The sequence below is a fragment of the Ancylomarina longa genome (genome assembly GCF_003996985.1).
GTDB lineage: Bacteria > Bacteroidota > Bacteroidia > Bacteroidales > Marinifilaceae > Ancylomarina_A > Ancylomarina_A longa.
Window position 1 is genome coordinate 1 of record NZ_RJJX01000031.1, and the last position, 17,503, is coordinate 17,503.

18 protein-coding genes are annotated in these 17,503 nt (G+C 34.7%); 8 read left to right on the forward strand and 10 right to left on the reverse strand.

The features are described from left to right. The first annotated feature begins 194 nt into the window (after window positions 1–194). The gene (locus DLK05_RS15170; RefSeq protein ID WP_127344858.1) at window positions 195–650 is read left to right on the forward strand and encodes a hypothetical protein; all 456 of its coding nucleotides are present in this window, start codon (window positions 195–197) and stop codon (window positions 648–650) included. Window positions 651–836: 186 nt separating this feature from the next. Here DLK05_RS15170 and purU read toward each other — a convergent pair whose 3' ends face one another. Together purU and DLK05_RS15180 are read right to left on the reverse strand one after the other, a co-directional pair. After that, window positions 837–1,700 (reverse strand): formyltetrahydrofolate deformylase, encoded by an 864-nt coding sequence (purU, locus tag DLK05_RS15175; protein WP_127344859.1) that lies wholly within the window; start codon window positions 1,698–1,700, stop codon window positions 837–839. 214 nt (window positions 1,701–1,914) lie between these two features. Beyond that, complete coding sequence (locus DLK05_RS15180) at window positions 1,915–3,147, reverse strand: 6-phosphofructokinase (RefSeq protein ID WP_209319909.1); 1,233 nt, start codon at window positions 3,145–3,147, stop codon at window positions 1,915–1,917. Between the two features lie 352 nt (window positions 3,148–3,499). Here DLK05_RS15180 and DLK05_RS15185 point away from each other — a divergent pair, with 352 nt between their 5' ends. Then, on the forward strand, window positions 3,500–5,422 hold the full coding sequence (locus DLK05_RS15185) for a S9 family peptidase (RefSeq protein WP_127344860.1): 1,923 nt from the start codon (window positions 3,500–3,502) through the stop codon (window positions 5,420–5,422). A gap of 142 nt (window positions 5,423–5,564) precedes the next feature. On the opposite strand, the gene DLK05_RS15190 is transcribed toward DLK05_RS15185, so the two are convergent. Next, window positions 5,565–5,945 (reverse strand): desulfoferrodoxin family protein, encoded by a 381-nt coding sequence (locus tag DLK05_RS15190; RefSeq protein ID WP_127344861.1) that lies wholly within the window; start codon window positions 5,943–5,945, stop codon window positions 5,565–5,567. 59 nt (window positions 5,946–6,004) lie between these two features. Further along, complete coding sequence (locus tag DLK05_RS15195) at window positions 6,005–6,637, reverse strand: peroxiredoxin (RefSeq protein WP_127344862.1); 633 nt, start codon at window positions 6,635–6,637, stop codon at window positions 6,005–6,007. A gap of 256 nt (window positions 6,638–6,893) precedes the next feature. On the opposite strand from DLK05_RS15195, the gene DLK05_RS15200 reads away from it, so the two are divergent. The 4 genes from DLK05_RS15200 to DLK05_RS15215 all read left to right on the forward strand — a co-directional run bounded on the left by DLK05_RS15200 (window position 6,894) and on the right by DLK05_RS15215 (window position 9,994). Then, window positions 6,894–7,307 (forward strand): Fur family transcriptional regulator, encoded by a 414-nt coding sequence (locus DLK05_RS15200; protein WP_127344863.1) that lies wholly within the window; start codon window positions 6,894–6,896, stop codon window positions 7,305–7,307. Window positions 7,308–7,322: 15 nt separating this feature from the next. Continuing rightward, the gene (locus tag DLK05_RS15205; RefSeq protein WP_127344864.1) at window positions 7,323–8,147 is read left to right on the forward strand and encodes an alpha/beta hydrolase; all 825 of its coding nucleotides are present in this window, start codon (window positions 7,323–7,325) and stop codon (window positions 8,145–8,147) included. A gap of 139 nt (window positions 8,148–8,286) precedes the next feature. After that, complete coding sequence (locus DLK05_RS15210) at window positions 8,287–9,360, forward strand: toxin-antitoxin system YwqK family antitoxin (protein WP_127344865.1); 1,074 nt, start codon at window positions 8,287–8,289, stop codon at window positions 9,358–9,360. A 7-nt stretch (window positions 9,361–9,367) separates the two neighbouring features. Further along, the gene (locus DLK05_RS15215; protein WP_127344866.1) at window positions 9,368–9,994 is read left to right on the forward strand and encodes an MOSC domain-containing protein; all 627 of its coding nucleotides are present in this window, start codon (window positions 9,368–9,370) and stop codon (window positions 9,992–9,994) included. A 30-nt stretch (window positions 9,995–10,024) separates the two neighbouring features. On the opposite strand, the gene DLK05_RS15220 is transcribed toward DLK05_RS15215, so the two are convergent. Further along, window positions 10,025–10,771: a hypothetical protein gene (locus tag DLK05_RS15220; RefSeq protein WP_127344867.1), complete on the reverse strand. Its 747-nt coding sequence runs from the start codon at window positions 10,769–10,771 to the stop codon at window positions 10,025–10,027. Window positions 10,772–11,155: 384 nt separating this feature from the next. Here DLK05_RS15220 and DLK05_RS15225 point away from each other — a divergent pair, with 384 nt between their 5' ends. Continuing rightward, complete coding sequence (locus DLK05_RS15225; RefSeq protein ID WP_127344868.1) at window positions 11,156–11,872, forward strand: protein-L-isoaspartate(D-aspartate) O-methyltransferase; 717 nt, start codon at window positions 11,156–11,158, stop codon at window positions 11,870–11,872. Between the two features lie 334 nt (window positions 11,873–12,206). On the opposite strand, the gene DLK05_RS15230 is transcribed toward DLK05_RS15225, so the two are convergent. From DLK05_RS15230 to DLK05_RS15250, 5 genes are all read right to left on the reverse strand, one after another. Then, a complete protein-coding gene (locus tag DLK05_RS15230) occupies window positions 12,207–12,716 on the reverse strand; it encodes a hypothetical protein (protein WP_127344869.1) in 510 nt (169 codons plus the stop codon). 30 nt (window positions 12,717–12,746) lie between these two features. Then, a complete protein-coding gene (locus DLK05_RS15235; protein WP_127344870.1) occupies window positions 12,747–13,139 on the reverse strand; it encodes a DUF302 domain-containing protein in 393 nt (130 codons plus the stop codon). A gap of 86 nt (window positions 13,140–13,225) precedes the next feature. Further along, window positions 13,226–13,720: a DoxX-related protein gene (locus tag DLK05_RS15240; protein WP_127344871.1), complete on the reverse strand. Its 495-nt coding sequence runs from the start codon at window positions 13,718–13,720 to the stop codon at window positions 13,226–13,228. A gap of 139 nt (window positions 13,721–13,859) precedes the next feature. Continuing rightward, window positions 13,860–16,298, reverse strand: a complete 2,439-nt coding sequence (locus DLK05_RS15245) for a M56 family metallopeptidase (RefSeq protein ID WP_127344872.1) — start codon at window positions 16,296–16,298, stop codon at window positions 13,860–13,862. Continuing rightward, a complete protein-coding gene (locus DLK05_RS15250) occupies window positions 16,291–16,689 on the reverse strand; it encodes a BlaI/MecI/CopY family transcriptional regulator (RefSeq protein ID WP_127344873.1) in 399 nt (132 codons plus the stop codon). The genes DLK05_RS15245 and DLK05_RS15250 overlap by 8 nt, the downstream gene beginning before the upstream one ends. A gap of 326 nt (window positions 16,690–17,015) precedes the next feature. Here DLK05_RS15250 and DLK05_RS15255 point away from each other — a divergent pair, with 326 nt between their 5' ends. After that, entirely contained in the window at window positions 17,016–17,489 is a 474-nt protein-coding gene (locus DLK05_RS15255) for an aminoacyl-tRNA deacylase (RefSeq protein ID WP_127344874.1), read from the forward strand. Window positions 17,490–17,503: the final 14 nt, after the last annotated feature.

Here is a 17,503-nt window from a genome sequence, read left to right on the forward strand (position 1 = left end):
GTTGAAATCAAACAAAGATAACAAACATGAGATATTTTATAGGTTTTTTAATACACCCCACTGCCGCCCGAATCCTTTCGTGTGGTAATTTGGCTTACTACTTTGTTCAATTCAGTATCCTTTAAGCAAGCAAAATCAACATTGTACACCTTATTTGAAGAGATATAAACAACTAACTATTAAAAATTGAAATCATGAAAGCAAAAGTTAAATTATTACCATTTCTGCTATTAGTTTTTATCATGCTAACAGCCAATTGTTGCGAAAAAGATGAGGAGAAAAGTAATTACGCCGAGGGGTATATTGTGGGATTCGACCCATGTACCATTAACCATCAATATAGAATAGGGTATGTCATAATATCAACAGACTTAAAAGATACATTAGTAACCTATAATTTATCGGATCCTAGTTATAAAATGCCTGCGTCAGTGTTATTTAATTTATCAGATACACTTTATAAAATTCCTGAATCATATTTTGAAAATTATAGAAATTCCCCTTTTTTCCCAAAATCTTTACGGTACGAATATCCTATTAAGTTCTCATTTTCTATCGCTAATGAGGACGAAATGATTTTCAATCTATGTACAACTGATATCCTTTTTTTAGATTTCACTCAAGTAATCATTAAATCCGCAATTAAATAACTACTAATCTAATTCCCCCAACCTGCCGCAAGTTTGCAACTTGTTGTAAGATAAAAGTTAACATACCCAATGTTTTTGCATAAGTGTGAGTAGGTTTTACTATTTTGGCGCATAATTAAGCTAGTTGCAAACTACAAGCTGCGAACTTGCGACAGAGGTGATTCCAAAAAATTACGTTCTTACAAATCAGTCAAATACAATAGTTCTGGTTCCATCTACAATAATTCGATGCTCGGCTTTATAGCGAAGAGCACGTGCCAGCACAATACGTTCCAAATCGCGACCTTTACGCACTAAATCATTAATAGTATCCTTGTGAGTAATTCGCATGATGTCTTGCTCAATAATAGGACCCTCGTCCAGTTCTTCGGTAACATAATGACTGGTAGCTCCAATAATTTTCACGCCGCGCTCATAGGCTTGTTTATATGGATTTCCCCCAACAAAACCAGGTAGAAATGAGTGGTGAATATTAATAATTTTATTCTGAAAGGCTTGAATAAAATCAGGCGATAACACCTGCATGTATCTTGCTAAAACTACCAAATCAATCTTATTTTCGCGAAGCAGTGCAATCTCTTTAGCTTCTTGTTCTGCCTTATTCTCTTTACTGATTGGAAAAACATGATAGGGAATATTATTAGCTTCGGCAATATTTTGCAAATCGGGATGATTGGAAATAATGAGTGGAATTTCGATTTGATATTCGTTCATATGATAACGCCAAAGTATTTCTTGCAGGCAGTGATCGTATTTCGATACAAATATTGCTACTCGTAATTTCGTTTCGGAAAATTCGATTCTCCAATGTGCCTGAAACTGTTTGGCAATTGGCTCAAAGGCTTGGTGCAGTTGCTTGGCTGAAATATTAAATTGATTCATATTCCAGACCACGCGTAGCGAGAAAAATTGTTGATTTTGGTTTACATGTTCATCCAGATAGATGATATTTCCCCCGCCTTGGTAAATAAATTGAGAGATTTTGGCAACAATCCCGTTTTGATCGGGACAGGTGAATAGCAATATAGCATTTCCTTTGTTTTCAGACATATTCGTTCTTAATGTATCGGAATGCGATCCGATGGGTTAACCGTAAAAAAGTTTAGACATTAATGTCTAATGAATTGTCCGTTAGAATTGAGGTGTGAGGAGCAAATTTAGAAAATTTGCTTTAATTAATTGCAGAGATCAATGAAAACAAAAAAAAAGGTAGTTGGGTTTCTGTATCCAACTACCATATATTATTACCAATTAATTATAAGCTTTATTCCCAATTCAGGATACGTTTGAACAGATAGTTTTCCGGATCGGGTAAATATTGTTTTGCTGCTTCCATATCTTCTTCGGTCAGATAATGCAAATTGTGATTCATTACGGCCTGAACTTTTTGACTGTTAACATCTACCAATCGAGGCTTAACTTTTCCGTTTTCGTCTTCCACATCTTTCAGGAAAAGAGGAGTTACATCGCCTTTAGGATCTACTGTAACCATACATTTCGAGTGACCTTGATGGAACAGCGTGTAAACACCATCACCTAAAAGTGTACAAAGATTTAAATCGAAACCAATAGGGCGGCAACAGCGCAATCCGAAGCCAAGTTCAACCGGACGGGTTCCAATATTAAGATTGTATGATTTAATCTTTCGTTGAATCAGCATATTAAACACATGAGATTTGCTAACATTGAACAATTCGGGATGTCCGTGAGAATCGTAAGTAAAGTTTACACCAGTACTAGTGATTTCTTCGTCGCTCATAAAGTGAAAAACACCTTCGCTAATAATTGCAGCACCATAGTTCAAACCTAAAATTCTTCTTTTAATGATAGAGGAAATTACCAGTTGTGCAATTTTATCGGCTGAAATATTGGTTTTATTGAACATCTCCGGAATAATAATCATCGGGAAATGGCAGGCAGAACCTATGCCGAAAGCCAGATGACCAGCTTCGCGTCCCATGGCAGCAAGCACAAACCAGTTTTGTGAGGTTCTGGCATCTTCGTATACTGTGGTAGCAATTTTTACGCCTTCATCTTTTGCCGAATGAAATCCAAAGGTTGGACTGCCTTCGGGCAATGGCAAATCGTTGTCAATGGTTTTAGGAACGTGTATATTGGAAATATTTACCTTATTATCTGCAAGGTATTTACTGATTCTGTTTGCTGTAGATGCGGTATCGTCGCCACCTATGGTAACCAGTAATTTTACATTGTTAGCAACAAAAAAGTCTGTGGAAAAATCCTTGTTTGTTGGTTTGAAGCGGCTCATTTTTAAGTAGGAACCACCTCTGGTGAAAATACTATCTAAAATAGGAAAGCTAAGATCTTCCATCTGCCGATCTTCCGAGAAAAGTCCTTTATAACCTTCGTGCAAGCCAATTACCCGATAGCCGTTTCTTAAGAATACTTTTCCTACGCTACTAATCACGGTGTTAATACCAGGGGCTGGTCCACCACCACACAGAATTACAACAGAATCTTTCATATCAATTTTCAATAGTTATATTTTTTAAAGATTGGGCAAAGATAAAGGAATTTAGAAAACGATTTGGTGTTTTGGTATTCAATCTCTCATCTGATGGTAGATGCTGTGTTTGCGTTAAGGATAGGAGTGGCATCCTTTTGCGTAGGAACGAAGCAAAAGATAGAACGGATAGCCTGACCGTGTGTGTTTGGTCAACAGCGTAGGGAGGGAACGCCCCGATATAAATAAAAGACCATCAGCAGAACAAGTGTAATGCATATCATAAAAAGATTTTGTAATACCGTTGCATTGTCTTAATTTTATGGGGACACCACTTTCTTTACTTATTGTTTTAAGAATTTTCTAACCTATATTAAATCACATTATGAGACGTAATTATTTGATTTTGATTGCCTTTTTGTTCTTGTATGCTTGTCAGACAGAGAAAGAGGAAGTAAAAGTGCCATCCTATACTATTCAGCAATTTTATAAAAGCACAAGTGTGAGTGGTGGATCTTTTTCCAGCGATAATTCCAAATTATTGGTGAGTAGTAATGAAACCGGTATTTATAATCTGTTCGAAATTCCGGTGGATGGTTCTCCTGCCAATCAGTTGACGAATTCTACAAAGGAATCCTACTTTGCGATTTCTTATTTCCCCAATAGTGATAAGGTTTTGTTTTCGGCAGATAAAGGCGGGAATGAGCTGAGTCATATATTTATGCGCGATGAGGATGGTAAGATCACAGATTTAACGCCATTTGAAGGAGCAAGAGCCAGTTTTTGGGGATGGGATCGCGATGAAAAATCTTTTTATTATCTGTGTAATAAGCGCAATCCGCGATTTATGGATTTGTATCAGGTGAGTTTGAAATCTGTACTTAGCGGAAATCCGAAAGCAAAATTATTGTATCGAAATAATGATGGTTTGGATGTTGCCGCAAAGAGTGAGAATAACAGGTATTTGGCATTGACAAAGAGTATCACAACCAATAACAATGAAATGTATTTGTTCGATCGCCGAACGGGCAAAAAGGTGCTTATCTCGGAGCATGTTGGGGATGCTAGCTACAGACCTCAGTTTTTTAGTCTGGATAATAAATATCTTTACTATTTGTGTAATGAGGATTCAGATTTTGTGTATCTCAGTAAGTATGATATTGCCAGTGGTGAAAAATCGATGGAATATAAAGCAACTTGGGATATTTGGTATGCTTACGATAGTTACAACGAGAAATACCGAATTATTGGCATCAATGAAGATGGTAAAACCAAAGTGAAGCTGATAGATTTAGCAAATAATAAGGAAGTGCAGCTTCCGGAGATTAAAGATGGTAATATCAAATCGGTGCGATTGACTAAGGATGAAAGCAGAGTTCGTTTGGTAGTGGGAACATCGGTATCGCCAAATAATATTTATGTGTTTGATATGGGCGATAAGACAGCTCGAAAGCTTACCGAAACCTTAAATCCTGAAATTGATTCTAAGAATCTGGTGGCGGCACAAGTTGTTCGCTTCGAGTCCTTCGATAGTCTGCAAATACCTGCAATTTATTATCAACCCAAAGTAGCTACTAAAAATCATAAAGTTCCTGCAATGGTTTGGGTACATGGTGGCCCGGGCGGACAATCGAGAGTTGGTTATTTTGCTCTAATTCAATATATGGTGAATCAGGGATATGCTGTATTAGCTGTAAATAACCGTGGTAGCAGTGGATATGGAAAAGAATTCTACAAATTGGATGATAAAAAACATGGAGATGTGGATTTGAAAGATTGTATTTGGGCCAAGAAATTTCTGATAAAGACGGGAGTGGTAGATAAAAATAAAATTGGAATTATTGGTGGATCGTATGGTGGCTATATGACGATGGCAGCTTTAACCTTTGCTCCGGAAGAATTTAAGGTGGGTGTGAATATCTTTGGTGTTACCAATTGGTTGCGAACTTTAAAATCTATTCCACCCTATTGGGAATCATTCCGCAAGGCCTTGTATGCTGAACTTGGAGATCCAAATACTGCAGATTCCGTTGCTTTGCACGATAAATCACCACTTTTCTTTGCCGATAAAGTTACCAAACCATTAATGGTATTGCAGGGAGCTAATGATGTTCGTGTTCTTAAAGTGGAATCGGATGAAATTGTTGCAGCGGTAAAAAAGAACGGTGTTCCCGTAGAATATGTAGTTTTTGATGATGAAGGCCATGGTTTTCGAAAAAAGGAAAATGAAATAAAAGGCTACGGTGAGATTGTTACTTTTTTAGATAAATATTTAAAAGAGAAGACTCCAGAAAGTGTTCCGGAGTAGATTGATATAGTATTAAAGATAATGCTGTGGGGAGGATTTTCTTGCAGCATTATTTTTTACGACAATTCAAAACTGACGCAGATTTAAAGAAAAAAAGAGGAAAGCTTTTGGGCTTTCCTCTTTATACTGATCTATGAAATTGTTATTCCGAAACCTCAACAAGTTTCTCGTCAGAATGCCAAAGGCCATGCTTTGTACAGAAAGCAGCAGCCGTCAATTTCATTTTACGGGAAGGAACCACGTAAAAATCTACTTCAGCCTGATTTGCTTCACCACCTAAAGCACCAGCGGAAAAATTAATCTGAGACAACATCTTCTCACCATCCCAAAGTTGAATCCAAGCTACGTAATGGTCGAAATCGTCAGGATGAGGATATTCGTCACCAATTTTTACTTTCACTTTAAACTTTTCTCCTTTTTTAGCAGATGCTTCACAATGAATAAATGCAGAGTGTCTATCGATATAATCTTTTTTTGCTTCTCTGTCGATAGTTGAGATGTCTTCGTATCTATTAATTTTCATATGTTTTGTTTTTTGATTTATTCCGAAATAATTCGGTATGAGAAATTGTTTTGTTTCTATTAGTTATGGCTTAGGTAATCAGCAACACCTTCGGCTGTAGCCTCCATTGCTTCTTTACCTTTTGTCCAGTTTGCAGGACAAACTTCACCATTTTCTTCGAAATGCTGTAAGGCATCTACCATACGAATAGCTTCGTCAACATTTCTTCCTAAAGGAAGATCGTTGATTACACTGTGACGAACAACACCGTTTTTATCAATTAAGAATAATCCGCGGTAGGCAACAGGAGCGCCTGTTGAGATTGCATATCCTTCATCATCGTAATCGTAATCAGAAGCCAATACGCCAAAGTTTTCCGAAATTGTTTTAGAAAGATCAGCAACCAAAGGATAAGTAACTCCTTTAATTCCACCTTTGTTTCTCTCGGTATTTAACCAAGCAAAATGGGAATATTCGGAGTCAACAGAACAGCCAACAACAGCTACATTTCTTTTTTCAAATTCGGCCAATTTATCTTGAAAAGCGATCAATTCAGTTGGACAAACAAAAGTAAAGTCGAGAGGGTAGAAGAAGAATACTACTTCTTGTTTTCCTACATACTGATCTAAAGAAAAACCTTCAACGATCTGGTTTCCTTTGATAACCGCATTTGCTTGAAATAATGGTGCTTTTTTACCAATTAAAGTTTGCATTTTTATAAATATTTAAAAGTTAATTTTTCGTTTTTTGTAACGATTACAAATGTAGAACGGATTTGATAAACGCCCAAATTATATTAATCAATTATCTTTATATCATGATCGAAATTATTAATATCAAAGCTGTGGGTATGTGAATGTATAGGTGTTTCAGTGACTTACGTATAAGAAACCATTATTGGGAAATGTTTTTCCATGATTTATGTGAAAATTTTATTAATTTTGTATTCATTACAAAAAAAGAAATAGCATGGATTTGGATCAGAGAATAAAGGATAAGATGATGAAAAATAATATTCGTCCTTCTATGCCAAGAACCAGAATATATAAATATTTGTTGGAGCATAGAAATCATCCTACCGTTGACACAATTTATAAAGCATTACAAAGTGAATTGTTTTCCTTGTCAAAAACCACAGTTTATAATACTTTGGCTTTATTTACTGATAAAGGATTAGTTCGCGCTATTGGTATAGAGGATAAAGAGCTTAGATATGATGCGGATCTTCATACACACGGTCATTTTAAATGTGTGAAGTGCCATGCCATTTTTGATTTTGAGCTCGATTTGGATACCATCAATTTGCAGGGATTATCGCAATTTATAGCAGAGGATTATCATTTAAATGTTAAAGGAGTTTGTCGCAACTGTCAGGAAGTTTAGTAAAATATATATCAGATGAGGTTAGATGATTCCAGTCTATTCGAGAAGTTTGAATCGAATACCAATTTAAAAGCTTGTAAAGGAAAGATTATTATTTCTGAATTTAATAGTAATTGTCATTCCGGACTTCCCTATTTTGTATATCTACCTCCAAATTGGAGTACGGAAGAAAAGTATCCACTACTTTTGTTTTTGCACGGTCAGGGTGGTGATGAAACTACTTTTCAGAAATATGTGCAGGCATATCAGCTGAATACGTGGATTGAAAAGGGAGAGATAGAACCAATAGTTATTGTCGGAATTCGCGGGGATAATGATAGAGAAAATGTGCAATGGTTCACCGAGGAGAACGAGAATTTATTAATAGAGGAAATAGGTGGAGAATTTATTACTTATTGTCAGACAAACTTTAATGCTGGCATGGATGCAAATCAAATTTCTATTGAAGGTCATTCGAGAGGAGCAGCCGGAGCCATCCATTTCTTTTTAAAATATCCAGGAAGCTTTGCTTCTTTTGTTGCAATGGGATATGTTAGCAATTATACTTTAGTTGACAATTACCTACTTGCAAAAAAGAATCTCAGTGAAATTTTGAAAATAAAGGCACCACTACGATTAGAAATTGGTACAAAAGATCGTTTTGTTCTCGAAAAAAACAGACAATGTGCTTTCGATTTACACCATTTCCTCAGTGACCAGAAAATAGCACATTCTTTTAATGTACTGCCTGGTGTGGAGCATGGTTTTGATACTTTTTGGAATTATCAGACAGATCAGGGAATAGCTAATGGCTTGTCTCATCTCCAATTTCATGAGAAGTCAAGAAAGATAGGTTTGTAAGAAATAGCTTGAATTTTAGATTCCTTGTTTTCAATTGAGGAACTGCATGGTATAATAAGCTTGCAAAAAAAAGAAGTTCACATTTGATAGTCATTAAAAGTTAACTAAATTGACTTTTAAAAATCTAATTACTGAACCCATGAGATATTTAATCTTCTTTTTTCTTTGTTCCCCGTTTCTTGTTTCAGCTCAGGATACGATCTTTTTTAATTCCAATTGGTTAATTGGTGATAAGGAAAATGCCTCCTATTATTCCACAATAATACCTCTTAACGGACAAAAGTATCAGGTAAAGGATTATTCTATAAATGGAGAATTACTTTCTGAATGTGACTATAAAGCATTAAAGCAGGCAGTTGACTGGACTAGAATATATGAAAAAGGATTTCATGAATGGGCGGTGGAAGATGGTGTTTGTACCGAATTTTATCCTTCTGGAAATAAAAAGAAACAATTTGAATTTAAAAATGGAGTTCAACACGGTAAGGTACAAATGTGGCGAGAGGATGGAAGTTTACTAAGGAGTTATACTGCCATAAATCAATTGGCAAATGGTAATTATAAGGAATATTTAGCTGATGAAAGTTTGAGTTTTGCTGTGAATTTTCTAAACGACACCTTGCATGGATTGGCTACTTATTATTATCCAAATGGGAAGATTTCTCAAAAAGGAACATTTAAATCGGGTTTGAAATATGGTAAATGGCAATATTTTTCAGAAAAAGGGGAGAATGTTGGATCTGAAATGTACAGGAATGTTTTTTTCATTGCCGGCCCCGACATTAAAATTCATTTTCCTAATGGATTGTGGTGCTTGTCTGATCAGTATGAGGAAGATAATCGAATAAATTTTCTGTTTACCCGTTCCGGAATAAAGGAGGATTTAAAAACAGAATTTGTTCCAACTTGTCTGGTTTCTTTGGAAGAAGTTGGTGAGAATACACGTTTATTGGATTATTCTTCTGCTCGCCGCAGGCGTTTAAGCGTTGATGTTCACAAAGTGATATCGAAAGATCAGCATTTATTTTCACTTCCCAATACTATGGGTTATCTGGCTAGCTATATTGATAAGGGTAAAAACAAACATGCTGCAATCGTTACTCACTCTGTTCAGAATAATATTGGAGTGGAGCTTATTCTTGATTTGCGTCAGGAAGATTACGAGGATTTGAAGAGCGAAATTGTTACCATCATCAGAACTTTAAACAGATAGTTTGAATATGAAGATTCTATCCACAAATATAGGGAAAAGTGTAATTATCGATTACCATGGAAAGAGCGTAAAAACCGGTATATATAAGTCTCCAACTAAGCAAGGAATTTATCTCGGAAGAGAAGATGTTAGAAATGATTCGGTTATTGATAGAAGATACCATGGAGGGGAGGATAAAGCATGTTATTTGTATGCCTCGAATCATTATGAATTTTGGAAGCAAAGATTTCCCGATTTGGATTGGCAATTTGGGATGTTTGGGGAGAATTTAACGATTGCTGATTTAGAAGAAGGATCTATTAGAATTGGGGATATTTATAGAATTGGAGATGCGAAGGTACAGGTTACCCAGCCACGTCAGCCTTGTTTTAAATTAAATTATCGATTCAATTGCAACACTATGGTAAAAGAGTTTATTGCAGCAGAATTACCTGGTATTTACATTCGAGTCTTGGAGGAAGGTTTTGTTAAAGCCGGAGACCCGATTGTTTTACTGGAAAGAAATGAGGCTAGTTTAACGGTTCGTGATATTTATAAATTGCTGTATGCAAAAGAGAAGAATCCGGCACTTTTAGAAAGGGCAATTTCAGATCCGGCTTTAGCGGATAGTTGCAGAAAAGATTTGAAAGAATAAAAAAAGGACAGTTGGCGCTGTCCTTTTTGTTTAGTTTCCTAATATGATTTTTCGAACCAGAACTTCGGGATCCACACTATCAATATCCATATTACAGCCAATCTTATAAATTAAACCATCGTACCAGGCGTAGTATTGGTGCGATCCTGTTGACTCCTTATACATTCTATTTTTATCTTCATTAAAATAATAATAATCGAACATTCGAGGCCAGCTACCGAAACTAGGTTGGTAATAAAGAGGATGATTGTCGTCTAACGTTAGAATATGATAGGTATCTGGTAAATTTTCCTCCAATGTTGTGCGATTGATTTCATCAGCAAATGGATCATCGGGGTATTGTGTGATCGAAACAATAAAGAAATCCTTAAAATTAGTGTCGTAACCTAAATCATTTTCCAAATAGGAAATCTGAATCTGAAACACAAGTTTGTTTTTATCATTCCAAGAGGTAACAATGTTCGATTTCACAGTTTGTGGGACAAAAGAAAGATCAGAATTTGAAATCAGATTTATTTTATTTCTCATTTCAAGAGGAATCCTGGATAGTCCTTCATTTAAGCTTACAGGTTTGTAAAATTCCACTTTTTCTCTCTCCTTCAAAATTCCAAAATCGTAATTGTAAGTGTGATCGTAACCATTGACCTCAGGTAAACCTTCGAGAAGTTCCTGATTTTGATCTATATATTTTGATTTCTTATCGCTCTTGGAGCAAGACAGAATGGTAAGTAGAATTCCAGATAAAAGAAGGAATAAGTATTTTTTCTGAATAGTCATAATTACGTGTTTAGATAATTCATCGATGAACAATACAAACATACGTAAAAAATGGTTTTATGTTTTCTTTTTGTTTAATTTTTGCTAAAACATATTTTAAGAATTTCTCAAATTTGGTTTCTCGTTCCATTTAATTTATCGTTCAAAAGCTTATTTTCGTCAGAAAAGTTAGACGCTTAGCTTACAAATAAGTTTTGGCGGTAGAACATTTTCTTATTCGAATCGATAATCAATATTAGTTTCTAATTTCTTGAGTTTAGCATGAAGTGGAATAGTTGAAATACTGCACTTTGGCGATTTATTATATAGGGAATACTCTTACCCTATTAGTCGTTTTCGTAAGCGAGGATTATATCGTAACTTATGAATTAAAAGGGATATGTGATGAAGTTGTCTTTTGTTTTTGGGCTTTTATTCGTGATGATAGGAGTTAATACTGGTAAGGAAGGATCACAGCAAATGGATTACAAAGCACAGCGTAAAAAAATGCTCGCCGATCAAATTATTGGAAGAGGTATTACGGATACTGATGTTATTAATGCCATGGATAAGGTGGAAAGACATTTGTTTGTACCGTCGCACTTTCGAATGTATGCCTATAACGACCGTCCGCTACCCATTGGGCAAGGCCAAACTATTTCTCAACCATATATTGTTGGCTTAATGGTGCAATTACTTGGAGGAGAACCTGATGATCGAATTTTAGAAATTGGAACAGGATCGGGATATGAAGCAGCAATACTTGCAGAAATATATTCCGAAGTATATACAATTGAAATCGTTGCCGCTCTGAAGAAAAGAGCAACTTTTGTATTAGATTCTCTTGCATATAAAAATGTACATGTGAGGCTAGGAGATGGTTATTTGGGTTGGCCGGAAGAAGCTCCATTTGACGGTATTATTGTTAGTTGTTCCCCTGTTGATATTCCTCCTCCTTTAATTGATCAATTAGCTGAAGGTGGAAAACTTATTATTCCGGTTGGAAAAACAAATGTGAAACAATTGGTGGTGATAAAAAAGAAAAAGGGAAAGTTGAGCAAACGAAGTGTTATTCCTGTTCGTTTTGTACCCATGGTGGATGAAAAAGGGAATGCTTACTAGAAACTGTTATCCCGTAGTTGAATTTTTATTTCCATTGTAAATTTCACGAAGCCTATTGCTAAAAATGATAACCTGTTGGAAGAATTAATGTTCCTGTTGGTTAAAAAAGCCTCCTGTAGTCAGATGTAAGCTTCCTGTAGGTGAAAAATGGCTCCTGTAGGTGAAATCAAGCTCCTGTTGTAAAAGGAGTCAACAGTTACAGGGGTTTCAGCAGGTCTTTTCTTTTTTCAATTTTTAGTCTTGTATGTATAAGATTACTTTTTATTTTGGATCGATTTTAATTTAACATATACAACATTAGATGATCAATCCTTTTTTAATAGCTAGCTTTGCTCTATTCATCTGTTATTTTTTTATAGATTCCTTCAAACTGCAAATTCCAGTTTTTACCTTGATCCACTGTCGATTCCCAGACTTGTTTAACATCACCGTTTGGCATTGCACTCCAAGTAATTCTATGAATGGATTCTGGTTCTCCCATATTCGAATCGAGATCGCTAATTAATATCATCCTACCATTTGAGAAATTGCCTTTCAGTAACAAATTACTGCCACTATTATCAATCCATACTTGTTGCCATTGTTTTATTTTGGGATTGTAGAAGCTATAACTGGTACCTGTAAAATTCTCTTTTTCTGATATCCAGTTTTCCTGTAAAATATTCCCATTCTGAAGAAGTTGAATGGTATTTTTCCCAACTAACTCATCGTTGGTATAAACATCCCATTTTCCTATCCAAAAATCGAATTGTCGATTGGCAGAAATAATTGTATCGTGTTCTTGTGATAAGCTTATTAATGGGAAACTCACGAAAAAGCATAGGTATAACAGGAATGTTTTCATTATAGTGGTAGAATTAATTTGTGATGCGGTTTAATTATCGAGATAAGTTATGCAGCGTTCCAATTTGTGTTTTAATTCAACCGCAAAAGGTTGTAGATTTTCATTTTCAATCACGTTAAAAGCTGCGGTTGGATCCATAATTGAAATTTCAACATGACCATTATTCTGTTCAATTACAGTAACATTACAAGGCATCATGATACCGATTTGGTCTTCCACCTGTAAAGCTTTGTAAGCAAATGATGGGTTGCAGGCACCTAGAATGCGGTATTTTTTAAAGTCCACATCTAACTTTTCTTTTAATGTCGCTTTTACATCAATATCCGTAAGGATTCCAAATCCTTCTGTTTGCAGTGATTTAGTTATTTTATCAATTGCATCATCAAAAGTGAAATTGGTGTTAAGTTTTATAAAGTAGCTCATGGTTAATGTGTTTTTGTACATGCTAATTTATTTGTTTAAAGGCGATTATTAAGTTAGGAAAAAATAAGCATTTCAAAAAAATAGATTTAAATATCCTGATCAAACTTTTTGTTTATCAATCCTTTTCTGGGTGATAAATCGCTTGTTTTAATCAAAATCCAAATTAATACTGGAAAAGCGATAATTCGCAAATAACCAAGAACTGGTTCATATTCTGCACCTAAAGGACCCGGGATGTACTTAGTTAGCATCAGAATACTTAAAGGAATAAATAATGCCAGAAGAATGCATAGAATAATTGCAGCTTCACGGTAAACTCTTCGGATTAATAATCCAATGCCACAAACCAGTTGAATGAACCCTGCTACATTAATAATTTCGTAAGTGGAGGAGAATATCGTAGAAAACAGATGTCCAAAAAAGGAAGGGAGGATAATGTGCATGAATCCAACCAAAGCAGTTGCAATCCCGAAAGCGAATCTGAGATGATCTTTCTTATCATATTTACTGAGATATTTACTGAATCTGGATGCGATTCGTATGCTAATATAGGATAATATAAGTGTGCAGATTAATAACATTTACAGCTTGAATATTAATGGTTTGATCTTTTCTATTCAAGTTACAAAATTGATTTCGCGCTTGCAAATCAATACCCACTAACATAAAAAGCAGATTTACTAGGTGTAAATCTGCTTTTTATTATCTCTTTTTATCCTATTACAAATCAATGATTACAGCACCATATTTAGCTTTCTCACCGAATTGATTTATTGCTTCCTTCCCTTTAATAACATTTATACTTTTAATTTGATTGGGATTTATCTTTTCAATTTCTGATTTGCTAATAATTTTTCCATCAACAATAAAAATCGGACGGTCTTTGCCGGAACCTAATTTAAGCTTTGTAACAGTATCTGCTCTAAAAGTCTTTTCCCTACTTGTAATTTCAATTACACCATGTTTTGCCTTATTACCATGTCGCCGGATTGCTTGGGCACCTTTATATACATTGATATGATCTATTTCTTCGGGTTTTAAATCATTTAATTTTTCTAATTTTATTCGTTTTCCATCTACTAAAATCAGAGGTTTTTTCGAAGCATCTCCAAATTTTTTCAAATCCTGCAATAATGATTCTGTAGATTCAGGTATACTGTCCTTGTCAGGATGCTCGATATTTTCTTTTAATTGTTTACGATATTCAGGAGAATTTAACCTCTCGATATGCTTCTGCAAATGGCGTTGACTTTTTTCAATTTGCTCCTTAAGGTTTTGTTGATATTCTGGCGATTCTAATCGCTCCAATGCCTCTTTTAGACTTTTACGCTGATTTTTTAATTTTACTTCCCAGTCTGCAGATTTCATTTTTTTCAACTGTTCTTGTAAGTTTAATTTAGCTTTTTCTAATTGCCTTTTAATATTCTCTTGGAATTCAGGTGTACTAATTTTTTGGATTGACTCCTGAATATTTTGCTTCATCATTTCTTTCTCTGCAGCACTGAGATTTTTACTGTTCTCAATTTCTTCAAGATATCTTGCAAATTCTTCCTTTTGCTCTTTTTGCTCCAATTGAAGATCTGAAATCCAATTTGATTCCGAAAGTTCTTTTAATTGATGCTCTAATTCTTCTTGCTGTTCCTTTATATCCCGTTGAAAAGTCTCTTGATTAATATCTAAACTCTTCAATTCTTCTTGCAGTTCCTTACGTATTTCTTCAAAATTCATATGAAGATCCAGAGTATCCAATTTCAATTTAGATGATTGGAGGACTATCATTTGCTCTCGAATCATTTCAAGAGTTTTTTGGGTCGTTAAGTCTCCGGATTTTAAGAAATCCATAAAAGGCAACGGTGCAGGCGTAACCACAGGCGCAATAGTTGGCTGACCTGGAAAAGGTGGGAGCGGAGGCATTGTTACCATCTCCGTTTTCTCGATTCCTGATTTTGACTTGTTAGAATTTAATTTACTATTAATTTTTGTTGAGTCCATTTTAGTACTTTTCTCTTTCTTCTGATTTATTATAAAATCAGAAAGAGTTGATGTCTGCTCTAATTTGGAAACACTAGTTCCAATAAGTGGAGCTGATTTAGAATCTACAATATTTATTTTCGAATTGTATTGCTTTGCAAAAATGGAATTTTCGGAAATCGCATAATTTGAAAACAAAAATAATCCTGCAAATAGGAATAAAAATACCGAGCTTAATAATACTTTTTCAAGTTTGGGATTCGAGTTGGGTTTGGGTCTGATAATTCGATGTGCTCTATTTAGGATTGTGTTTTTTTTCCCCGAAAATCCTAAAACTAATTCTGGTTGTTTTTTTCTGATTGCTTCCATATTATTCAATGCTTTAATAAGGGTTAAGGATTCACCACAAACCGAAACCGCAAGATCGTCACATAAGTGTTCTCTTTCGGTATTAACCACAGAAGATAGCCACCAAATAATGGGATGATAGAAAAATAGCATTTCAAGAATGCTTTGTATGAATTGAAATAAATAGTCGTGCCTACGGACATGAGCTAATTCATGTGCGATAATCATTTCGATCTGATTTTCAGGAATTCCACTTATCATAGAAATTGGTATAAGCACCACTGGTTTAAAATATCCGATAAGAGAAGGGACCTGGACAAAGCCTGATTCTTTAAAGACTATATTATGCTTTAACCCGATTTTAGACATCAGATTTAGTGCAAGCTTTTGGGTCTTCTGATTCAATGGATAAGTCAAATATCTTTTTAGTTTTATGCTGTAGATATAGTTCCAAAGCATATGCAGCGATAGGATGCTTATGCCGAGAAACCAAAATTTAACCAAGTATGGGAAATAGTGTTCGATCTTAAGGCCAGACCAAGTCAAAGTCTCTGAAAATGTCTCTTTTGTGTTAAAAAACTTATACAATACATTGGAGGAAATAATATTATCCGAAGGATTACTACCTCTACTAATATAAATGAAGAAGGTAAACAGAGAAGCAATTAAAATAAGTCCGAGACTAATTACACTAATAGCATATCGCAAGTGTGCATTATCTTTGTCGATAAATTGGAGAATCATCCAAATGACACATCCAAGAATTGTTATTTGCCAAAGTGAATGTAATAATGTCCATCCAGTAGCATCTATAATTCGAGAGAAATCCAAGTTATTCATCTGTCCTGGAATTTTGAGTGTTTTCAATATTGTCTATTAACTTACGAATTTCTTCCAATTCTTTATTGGAGCATTTTTTGTTTCCTAATACCTGCAGTACCATTCCTGAAGTAGAGCCTTGAAATATATTTGTAATAAATTTATCTATGAGAAGATTTTTTGTTGTTTGTTCTTCCACAATAGCTTCATAAATATGTGTTCTTGATTCTTTATCGCGTTTCACCATGGCTTTTTCTGTCATGATTTGCATTACCTTAAGTGTTGTAGTATATCCTACATTTCTTGCTGATTTTAGTTTCTCATTTACAAATCGAACTGTGGAAGGACCGTAATTCCAAAGGACTTGTAATATCTCTAATTCAGCTTCGGTTGGCTTAATCTTCTGTGACATGTTGTGGTGAATTCTATAAATACGATTAATTTCGTAGATAAAGGTATACGATTCTTTTCGTAATACAAAATTTAATACGAAAAGATTCGTAATAAATACCTGTTTTAAAGATTTACTTGCAATAAATCATTTGTTTAGATTTACTATCAATACAACTTATTCCTTTACTTCCCTGTTTTTTTTTTGTACTTTATAGAAAGATTCTGTTCTGAATTCACAACGAATTAAAGTAAGGAAAGAGGGTATAAGCTCAATTGGATGATCCAATTAAAGGCCTCAAGAGCCTTAAATACAGAGTGAAATTTTAAACTTAAGATTTAAAAACTATGCCTATTCGAAAATTAAAAAAGTATTTAGATGAACGACACATTAAATATGTTACAATTCGGCATTCATCGGCATATACTGCACAACAAATAGCAGCTACAGCTCATATTCCTGGAAAAATGCTTGCAAAAACCGTAATGATTAAAATTGATGCTAGAATGGCGATGGCAGTCTTGCCAGCCTCTTATGTAATCGATTTTGATATTTTAAAGCAGATGCTTGGTTGCAGGAAAGTAGAATTAGCTTATGAACATGAATTTAAAGATATATTTCCTCAATGCGAAGTAGGTGCAATGCCTCCTTTTGGGAATTTATATGATTTAGAAGTGTATGTGTCGGAAAGTCTGGTCGAAGGAGATGATATTGTGTTTAATGCAGGAACTCATACAGAACTAATTATGTTATCGTATGAAGATTTTCAAAATTACGTTGAACCTACTATATTAAAATTTACGCATAAGAGTTATGCTTAAAAATGAAGTAAATG

What these genes read in the sequence shown, in the direction of transcription:
- DLK05_RS15195 (WP_127344862.1), bottom strand. Translation starts at nt 6,637, where the DNA reads ATGCAAACTTTAATTGGTAAAAAAGCACCATTATTTCAAGCAAATGCG.
- DLK05_RS15235 (WP_127344870.1), bottom strand. Translation starts at nt 13,139, where the DNA reads ATGAGCTACTTTATAAAACTTAACACCAATTTCACTTTTGATGATGCA.
- DLK05_RS15190 (WP_127344861.1), bottom strand. Translation starts at nt 5,945, where the DNA reads ATGAAAATTAATAGATACGAAGACATCTCAACTATCGACAGAGAAGCA.
- DLK05_RS15210 (WP_127344865.1), top strand. Translation starts at nt 8,287, where the DNA reads ATGAGATATTTAATCTTCTTTTTTCTTTGTTCCCCGTTTCTTGTTTCA.
- DLK05_RS15220 (WP_127344867.1), bottom strand. Translation starts at nt 10,771, where the DNA reads ATGACTATTCAGAAAAAATACTTATTCCTTCTTTTATCTGGAATTCTA.
- DLK05_RS15250 (WP_127344873.1), bottom strand. Translation starts at nt 16,689, where the DNA reads ATGTCACAGAAGATTAAGCCAACCGAAGCTGAATTAGAGATATTACAA.
- DLK05_RS15205 (WP_127344864.1), top strand. Translation starts at nt 7,323, where the DNA reads ATGAGGTTAGATGATTCCAGTCTATTCGAGAAGTTTGAATCGAATACC.
- DLK05_RS15230 (WP_127344869.1), bottom strand. Translation starts at nt 12,716, where the DNA reads ATGAAAACATTCCTGTTATACCTATGCTTTTTCGTGAGTTTCCCATTA.
- DLK05_RS15245 (WP_127344872.1), bottom strand. Translation starts at nt 16,298, where the DNA reads ATGAATAACTTGGATTTCTCTCGAATTATAGATGCTACTGGATGGACA.
- DLK05_RS15255 (WP_127344874.1), top strand. Translation starts at nt 17,016, where the DNA reads ATGCCTATTCGAAAATTAAAAAAGTATTTAGATGAACGACACATTAAA.
- purU (WP_127344859.1), bottom strand. Translation starts at nt 1,700, where the DNA reads ATGTCTGAAAACAAAGGAAATGCTATATTGCTATTCACCTGTCCCGAT.
- DLK05_RS15185 (WP_127344860.1), top strand. Translation starts at nt 3,500, where the DNA reads ATGAGACGTAATTATTTGATTTTGATTGCCTTTTTGTTCTTGTATGCT.
- DLK05_RS15170 (WP_127344858.1), top strand. Translation starts at nt 195, where the DNA reads ATGAAAGCAAAAGTTAAATTATTACCATTTCTGCTATTAGTTTTTATC.
- DLK05_RS15225 (WP_127344868.1), top strand. Translation starts at nt 11,156, where the DNA reads ATGAAGTTGTCTTTTGTTTTTGGGCTTTTATTCGTGATGATAGGAGTT.
- DLK05_RS15240 (WP_127344871.1), bottom strand. Translation starts at nt 13,720, where the DNA reads ATGTTATTAATCTGCACACTTATATTATCCTATATTAGCATACGAATC.
- DLK05_RS15215 (WP_127344866.1), top strand. Translation starts at nt 9,368, where the DNA reads ATGAAGATTCTATCCACAAATATAGGGAAAAGTGTAATTATCGATTAC.
- DLK05_RS15200 (WP_127344863.1), top strand. Translation starts at nt 6,894, where the DNA reads ATGGATTTGGATCAGAGAATAAAGGATAAGATGATGAAAAATAATATT.